General features: G+C 64.5%; 5 protein-coding genes and 1 pseudogene. All 6 read right to left on the bottom strand.

The features are described from left to right. Positions 1 to 94: 94 nt before the first annotated feature. Positions 95 to 430 (bottom strand): annotated as a pseudogene (locus EKL94_RS11970) (energy transducer TonB); the annotation flags it as partial. Between the two features lie 143 nt (positions 431 to 573). Continuing rightward, positions 574 to 1,761, bottom strand: coding sequence for a tetratricopeptide repeat protein (locus tag EKL94_RS11965; protein ID WP_126929274.1), 1,188 nt, complete (start codon positions 1,759 to 1,761; stop codon positions 574 to 576). Positions 1,762 to 1,893: 132 nt separating this feature from the next. Beyond that, positions 1,894 to 2,700 (bottom strand): M48 family metallopeptidase, encoded by an 807-nt coding sequence (locus EKL94_RS11960; RefSeq protein ID WP_126929273.1) that lies wholly within the window; start codon positions 2,698 to 2,700, stop codon positions 1,894 to 1,896. Between the two features lie 71 nt (positions 2,701 to 2,771). Next, on the bottom strand, positions 2,772 to 3,617 hold the full coding sequence (locus tag EKL94_RS11955; RefSeq protein ID WP_049399023.1) for a CPBP family intramembrane glutamic endopeptidase: 846 nt from the start codon (positions 3,615 to 3,617) through the stop codon (positions 2,772 to 2,774). Between the two features lie 67 nt (positions 3,618 to 3,684). Next, positions 3,685 to 6,144 carry a DNA topoisomerase (ATP-hydrolyzing) subunit B gene (gene gyrB / locus EKL94_RS11950; protein ID WP_126929272.1) on the bottom strand — a complete coding sequence of 820 codons (2,460 nt, stop codon included), beginning with the start codon at positions 6,142 to 6,144 and terminating at the stop codon, positions 3,685 to 3,687. A 112-nt stretch (positions 6,145 to 6,256) separates the two neighbouring features. Next, on the bottom strand, positions 6,257 to 7,351 hold the full coding sequence (gene recF, locus EKL94_RS11945) for a DNA replication/repair protein RecF (protein WP_126929271.1): 1,095 nt from the start codon (positions 7,349 to 7,351) through the stop codon (positions 6,257 to 6,259). Positions 7,352 to 7,827: the final 476 nt, after the last annotated feature.

Here is a 7,827-nt window from a genome sequence, read left to right as displayed (position 1 = left end):
ATGCCGCTGGTGCCGCCGATGACCAGAACCTTGTTGCCTTTGAAGATGTCGTTCATCTGGAGTGCCTTCGTATGCGTGGCCGATGATCGCCGGCCGGGGGGGGGGGGGGGCCCCCCCCCCCCCCGGCCCCGGGCGGGCGAGGGCACCGCGGACGTTTTCGCCGTGAAAGATTCTTCACAGGGGGGGGTGGGGTTACCGTCGGGGGGGGGGGCGGGCGAGGCGGGGGCGGCGGCGGCGGGGCGTCGACGATGGTCACCATGACGTTGCGCTCCTTCTCAGCCACGGCCTTGGGAGCCACGGCGGGGATCAGGAGCATCATGAACGCGGCCAGATGCAGGGCAATTACAAACGCGATGCCGACGATGCGAGGCCAGCTCAGCCCCTTGTCATCGGGTTGTTCGTACCGGTGAACGACTAGTTGTTCCGTCATGCGCCAAGAGCTCAATAGTGGGGCCGGGATGCCGGGGGCGGAATCCCTGATCAGCGGTGCATGACACCGCAGGAACCTCCAAGCTTATACCAATCCTGAGCGCCTGCGCATCAACTGTGCAGGCATTCAGGCGTTATTCCTACTTACTTCAGGTTGATGATTTTTTTGGCATCAGCCTGGTTCTTCACACCCTTCGCCAGCGCCTGCTGGGCGGCCTGCTTGGCCTCCGGGATGCGACCTTCGGCATGCAGGACGCGTGCCAGGTTCAGGTAGGTCTCACCGTCCTTGGACAGCGGGGCAGCCTTCTGCCACGCATCGATCGCCTGCGGCACCTGGTCGGAGTAGTAGTAGGACTGGGCCAGCGCCAGGTAGACCTGGTAGTCCGGCTTCAGGATGCCCTTCTGCAACCCTTCGTTGATGACCGCGATGACGTCCTTTTCCTTGTGTTCGGTGTTGGCATAGATTGAGTACAGCTGCTTGTACTCGCGCTCTTCGGTGAGCTGGCCGCTGCTGCGCAGCTTGTCCATCACCGCGGCAGCCTTCTCCATCTGATCGGCCTGCATGTACATGCTGGCCAGGTTCAGCTGGGCCTTCTTGTCGTTCGGGTTCTTGGCGGCCAGTGCCTCGGCTTCCTTCACCGCTTCACCGGACTGGCCGGCTTCGGAGAGGGCCGCCATCAGCAGTTGGTTCCAGTTGTCCTTCGGTTCGGCGGCGCCGGCGATGGCCTGCTTCAGCACCGGGATCGCTTCCTGGTAGCGCTCCAGCTGGTACAGCGCCTGGCCCTTGGCGATCAGTTCTTCCGGCTTGGTCGACTTGCTCTCGGCGAAGTACTTGTCCAGGGTCGCCAGGCCTTCGGCGGTCTGGTCTTCCTGCAGCTGCAGCTGGCCCAGCATCAGCATCGACTGGAAGTGGCCGTTGTTGTCCAGGCCGTTGAACTGCAGGACCTGCTTCAGGTAGGCAACGGCAGCCGGGGTGTCATCGGTCTGGTAGGCGGCCTGCGAGGCCAGCTGCGCGGCCAGCGACTTGTCGTACTCGTTCGCGGCGCTGTCAGCCAGGATCGCGTCGGCCTGCGTGCGCGTCTCCGGGAACTTTTCCTTGTTGTAGCTGTCGATCATCTTCTGCAGCTTGCTGCCCAGCTTGGCCGATGCCTTGACGGTCGGCTCTTCACGGGTCGCGTTCGGGTACAGCGCTTCGGCCTTGGCCTGCTTGCCGCCGCGGTTGCCACGCTCGGAGGAACGCGAGGACTGCGCGAAGGCATCGGTGACCACGGCGCCGGTCAGGGCGGTCGCGACGAGGACGGAAAGTACAGCTTTGTGGTTACGGAAAATCATCGTTCACCTCGATCGAACCGCCGGATAGCGGCAAAGTCGGACTGTCAGAAAAATCTGAGCCGCCAAACGTATCAGAAACAGATGGCGTGAGAAATCGTTTTATGTGCTGCAATACAGCATAGAAATGCGCACTCATCCGCACTTTGGCCGCATCCCGGCCGCCTGCGCCTGCTGATAGACCGGCGTCAGCCCCGGTGCATCGCGTCGCAGTTCCTGGATTCGGTTGGCTGGATCGGGGTGGGTGGACAGCCATTGCGGGCTGCGACCGCCACTGGCGGCCATCATGTTCTGCCACAGATCGACCGCCTGCGCCGGGTTGAAACCGGCCTGGGCCATCAGTCGCTGGCCGATCACGTCGGCCTCGCTTTCCTGGGTGCGTGAACCGGGCAACAGGAAAGCGGTCTGCGCGCCCATGCCACCGAGCTGGTTGACGGTGCTGGCAGCGCCTTCACCGTAGGCCGCGCCGGCCAGCGCGCCGAGCACGGCCAGCCCGGTCTGCGCACCCATCTGCCGGGTGATGCGCTCTTCGTGGTGGCGGGCGATGACGTGGCCGATTTCATGGCCGATTACGGCAGCCAGCTGATCCTGGTTCTTGGCGACGGTGAAGATGCCGGTGTTCACACCGACCTTGCCGCCGGGCAGGGCGAAGGCGTTGGGCTCCTTGTCGACGAACACGGCCGTCTCCCACCGTACGCCACGGTATTGAGGTGGCAACTGCGCGACCAGGGCGTTGACCACGCACTGCACGTAACCGTTCTGGCGGCCGTCGGTGCTGATCTTTTCCTTCTGCTTGGTTTCGGCGAACGCCTGTGCGCCGAGCTGGTCCAGCTGCGCCTGCGACACCCCGCCCACCATCTGCCGGCGGCCGGTAGGGGAGGTCGTGGTCGCGCAGGCGCTGACCAGGGTGGTGATGACAAGGGCCAGCAGCAGTTGTTTCATGGATCCACCCCCGTGTTCATATGCGCAGTGTGTAGCGTAGCGGCTTAATCTTTCGTCAAGCGGACACGGCGTTACGTTGCCCCGAAGAACACAAGCGCGGCAAGTGCCACACCGTTGTTCAGCGCGTGCGCGGTGATCGCGGCCCAGAGCGTTCCGGTGCGCTGGTACAACCAGCAGAACGCGGCACCCATGCCGCCGTAGACCAGCCACAGCTGCGCGATTTCGGCCGGGCCGTTGGCGCTGGTGCCAGGAATTTCATGGATCAGGGCGAAAGCAAGGCTGCTCAGTACCACGCCCAGCCACGGGCGCCCGGCCTTCCACAGGCGGCCAAACAGCACGCGGCGGAACAGCAGCTCCTCGTAGGCCGGTGCCAGCACCACCGCGAACAACACCAGGAACAAGGGAAAGCGCGCGATCGCGCTCTGCATCAGCGCCAGGTTGGTGGGGACCGGCTCGATGCCGAACTGCTTGGCCAGGAAGGCGATGCCATTGCTGCCGAGCACGATCAGGGTCGCCACCAGCAGGGTCCAGCCCCAGGTGGAGGGACGGCGCAGCGCCTGGCGCGACGCGTGGCGCTCGGCGGCGTTGGCCGGCCGTCGCCAGAAGTACAGCAGCAACGCGGCACCGCCGGTGGCAAACAGCGCCATGAGAATCTGCGCAAGCGCGCCGGGCTGGCCCAGTGACGCCGCTACCGAACTGGCGTCGGGTGCGCCAGCGCCAGCCTGCGCGTTCGCGTAACCGACCACCACGCCACGGTACAGGCCCCACAGCAGGCCGCTGATCAGGCTCAGGCCGAACAGGGTGACAGCGGCGATGCCCAGGTCGATGAAGAACCCCGCCAACGGCGAAACGGCACGCGGCGCGGCAGAAGCCGGCGGAACCGGGGGCGGAGCGGAAACCGGGGCGGATGCGGACATCAGGTACCTGCGTTCAAGAGTCGAAGGCCGGCGCGCCTCCCCGCGCACCGGCCGTGTCCCGATTGTGTCAGATATCCAGGTTTGCGACCTTCAGCGCGTTGTCTTCGATGAAGTCACGACGCGGTTCGACGACATCGCCCATCAGCGTGCTGAAGATCTGGTCGGCAGCGACAGCGTCTTCGATGCGCACCTGCAACAGTCGACGGGTTTCCGGATTCACCGTGGTGTCCCACAGCTGCTCCGGATTCATTTCACCCAGGCCCTTGAATCGCTGGATCTGGCGGCCGCGCTTGGCCTCCTCGAGCAGCCAGTTCTGTGCCTTGGCAAAGCTGTCGACTTCGATCGACTTGGCACCGCGGGAAATGATCGCGCCTTCGCGGACCAGACCGTGCAGCAGCTTGGAGGCCTGGTGGATCGCGCGCAGTTCGCCGCTTTCGAAGGCCGACATCGGCAGCACCTGGATGTGCTGTTCGCCCATGTGGCGACGGGTCACCAGCACAGCGGCCGGGCGCTCGTCGTTGGCTTCCTGCAGCTCCAGCGTGAAACGCGGGCTGCCCAGGCTGCCCTGGTTGAGGCGCTTGGCCAGTGCATCCAGACCCTCGCCTTCGCCGGCAGCGCGCAGGCTGTCCAGGTCCATCGGTACGAAGTCGACCAGCGCTTCAAGCAGGTTGCGGTCGTAGCGGTGTGCGTTGCGCTCGATCGAATCCAGCGCGGCCGCGTAGGCCAGCAGCAGCTTCTCCAGCGCAAGGCCTTCGATGCCGGGCTCGCCGGTGGCCGGCACCAGTGCAGCGTTTTCCACTGCGCTGCTCGCCAGGTAGCTGTCCAGCGCCGGGTCATCCTTCAGGTACAGCTCCTGCTTGCCCTGCTTGATCTTGTACAGCGGCGGCAGGCCGATGTAGACGTAACCGCGCTCGATCAGCTCCGGCATCTGACGGTAGAAGAACGTCAGCAGCAGGGTGCGGATGTGGGCGCCGTCGACGTCGGCGTCGGTCATGATGATGATCTTGTGGTAACGCAGCTTGTCCGGGTTGTACTCGTCACGGCCGATGCCGGTGCCCAGCGCGGTGATCAGCGTACCGACCTGGTCGGAAGACAGCATGCGGTCGAAGCGTGCGCGTTCCACGTTGAGGATCTTGCCGCGCAGCGGCAGCACCGCCTGGTTCTTGCGGTTGCGGCCCTGCTTGGCCGAACCACCTGCCGAGTCACCCTCGACGATGAACAGTTCGGACAGCGCCGGATCCTTTTCCTGGCAGTCGGCCAGCTTGCCCGGCAGGCCGGCGATATCCAGTGCACCCTTGCGGCGGGTCAGGTCGCGGGCCTTGCGCGCGGCTTCACGTGCACGTGCGGCATCGACGATCTTGCCGGCGATCGCCTTGGCTTCGTTCGGGTTTTCCTGCAGGAACTCTTCCAGGCGCGCACCGAAGGCGTTTTCCACCGCCGGACGCACATCGGAGCTGACCAGCTTTTCCTTGGTCTGGCTGGAGAAGCTCGGATCCGGCACCTTCACCGACAGCACCGCGATCATGCCTTCGCGCATGTCGTCGCCGGTCAGGTTGATCTTGGCCTGCTTGGCGATGCCGTTCTGCTCGATGTAGTTGTTGAGCACACGGGTCAGCGCACCGCGGAAACCGGCCAGGTGGGTACCGCCATCCTTCTGCGGAATGTTGTTGGTGAAGCAGTACATCGTCTCCTGGTAGGAGTCGGTCCACTGCAGCGCCACATCCACCACGATGCCGTTGTGCTCGCCGGTGACTGAAATGACGTTCGGGTGCAGCGGGGTCTTCAGCTGGGCCAGATGCTCCACGAAGCTGCGGATGCCGCCTTCGTAGTGGAAGTCATCGCGACGGCCATCGCCACGCTCGTCGGCAAGGACGATCTTGACGCCGGAGTTCAGGAACGACAGCTCGCGCAGGCGGCGGGCCAGGATGTCGTAGTGGAATTCCACGTTGTCGTGGAAGGCGACAGTCGACGGCCAGAAGCGCACGGTGGTACCGCGCTTGGTGGTGGCTTCCAGCTTGGCCAGCGCGGTCACGGCTGCGCCGTTGCTGAATTCCTGCTGGTAGTGGGAGCCGTTCTGGAACACGTCCACCAGCAACTTCTGCGACAGCGCATTGACCACGCTGACGCCGACGCCGTGCAGGCCGCCCGAAACCTTGTAGCTGTTGTCGTCGAACTTGCCGCCTGCGTGCAGGACGGTCATGACGACTTCGGCCGCAGACACTTCCCGGCCGAGCTTTGCGCTCATCTGCTCGTGCTTGCCGGTGGGAATGCCGCGGCCGTTGTCGGACACCGAGACCGAGCCGTCGGCGTGGATCGTCACCGCAACGTGGTCGGCGTGGCCGGCCAGCGCTTCGTCGATCGAGTTGTCGACGACCTCGAACACCATGTGGTGCAGACCGGTACCGTCATGCACGTCGCCGATGTACATGCCGGGACGCTTGCGGACAGCCTCCAGGCCTTCCAGGGCGGTAATGCTGTTGGCGTCGTAATTGCCGTTGTTTGCCGGGGTGTTCTGTTCGTCGCTCATTGCGCTTGCCGTAGGCTCCGCAGGTCGGCCACCGCTTGGGGCGATGTGCCGAGAATGAAAGGATTCCAACCCGAATTATACCAGCCGGGGTCGAGCGGCCCTGGTGTGCCCACTATGGCACAGCCACGATCTGTGCATGTTCCACGTGGAACCGGGCGATGTGGGTCAGTTCCTGCAGCGCCGCCGGGGTTTCGGTGGCGGTAATGAAGATCTGTGCCGGTCCATTGAGCAGGCGCTCCAGTACCCGCGCCTGATGGGTGCGATCCAGCTCCGAGGCCAGATCGTCCAACGCGATCACCGGCCATTCGCCTCGCTGTTCCGCATAGTCCTCGGCCTGTGCCAGCAGGCAGGCCAATGCCGTCAGCTTGGCCTGGCCGCGGGACAGCGCATCACGCCCCGGGATGCTGTGGAAATCCACACTCCAGTCCGCCCGGTGCGGGCCGACCGAGGTATACCCGGCCTGCCGGTCACGTTCCCGGGCCAGAAGCAGGGCATCGGCCAAGGGAAGCTCATGCCGCCGCCAACCGGGGCTCAGTTCCAATCCCTGGATACCCAGCTGCGGAGCCAGGCTGGCGGCCAAGGCCACCGTGCGCTGCTGCAGACGCTCCAGATAGTGCTGGCGGCGGCTGGTCAGCGGTTCCCCGGCCTCGGCCAGCTCGTGATCCCAGGTATCGAGCATCCGCGACGGCCCACCCTGCTTGAGCAGGGCATTGCGCTGCTTCAGCGCCCGGGAGTAGCGGCGCCACAGGGATAGAAAATCCGGTTCCACGTGGAACAAGCCCCAATCGAGGAAGCGGCGGCGGGGTTCGCCACCGCCACTGACCAGTGCATGGCTCCCGGGTTCGAACGTCACCACGGCCAGCGCTGCGCAGAGATTGCCCAGCTGCGCGACATCTTCGCCGTCCAATCGCCCCTTCCAGTCCTGGCCACTGTGGCGCAGCCCGGCTTTTCGGCGGTGCGGCGGGTGATTGGCACGCTGTTCGTCCCATTCCACGAAGATTTCCAGCGCTTCCTGGCCCTGCCGCACCAGACCGTCGCGCACCCGGCCACGGAAGCTGCGCCCATAGGCCATCAGGTGCAGGGCTTCGAGCACGCTGGTCTTGCCGGCACCGTTGTCGCCGGTCAGCAGGTTCAATCCCGGCTGGGGCGACAGGTCCACCGCACTGAAACGACGCAGTTGATGCAAGGCGAGGCGGCGGATCTGCATGGGGCGCGAAAGACCATCCGCACAAGGCGGTAGAGGGGCAGGGAATCCATCAGCTTACTGCATCGGTCAAGCCAGCCGTGCCGCGCCAGACATCGCCACTGTGCTGAAGCCTCCGCCTGGCAACCCTACGCGTGTTCCACGTGGTGGCGCTCCCTCACCTGGGCTCGCCTGGGTCTGGATATGCCCGGGAATCCTTGAATTCTGAGCGGCGGCGCAGGGTACAGGCCATCAGATTTCAGCGATTTCAGCCTCATTCCACGAGTATCGCCAAGCGCCCCCGCGGTGGATTGCGCGAACTCCGCGCAGATTTCTTGAAATCTACGATGCGATGCCCTGGAGGGTTCCACAGATTTCAAAGAATTCGAGCCGGTCGTTTCACGCTGTCCACAGCCGGTCTGTATGACTTATACACAAGGTATGGGCAAACTGTGGATAAAAAAGCCCTTTTGCCCGGCCTTGGAAACTATCCACAGGTT

Origin of the sequence: Stenotrophomonas maltophilia (assembly GCF_003970865.1) — a bacterium.
GTDB classification, from domain to species: domain Bacteria; phylum Pseudomonadota; class Gammaproteobacteria; order Xanthomonadales; family Xanthomonadaceae; genus Stenotrophomonas; species Stenotrophomonas maltophilia_AR.
Note: the sequence above shows the minus strand (reverse complement) of the source record. Positions and strands in the feature narration are given on the sequence as shown.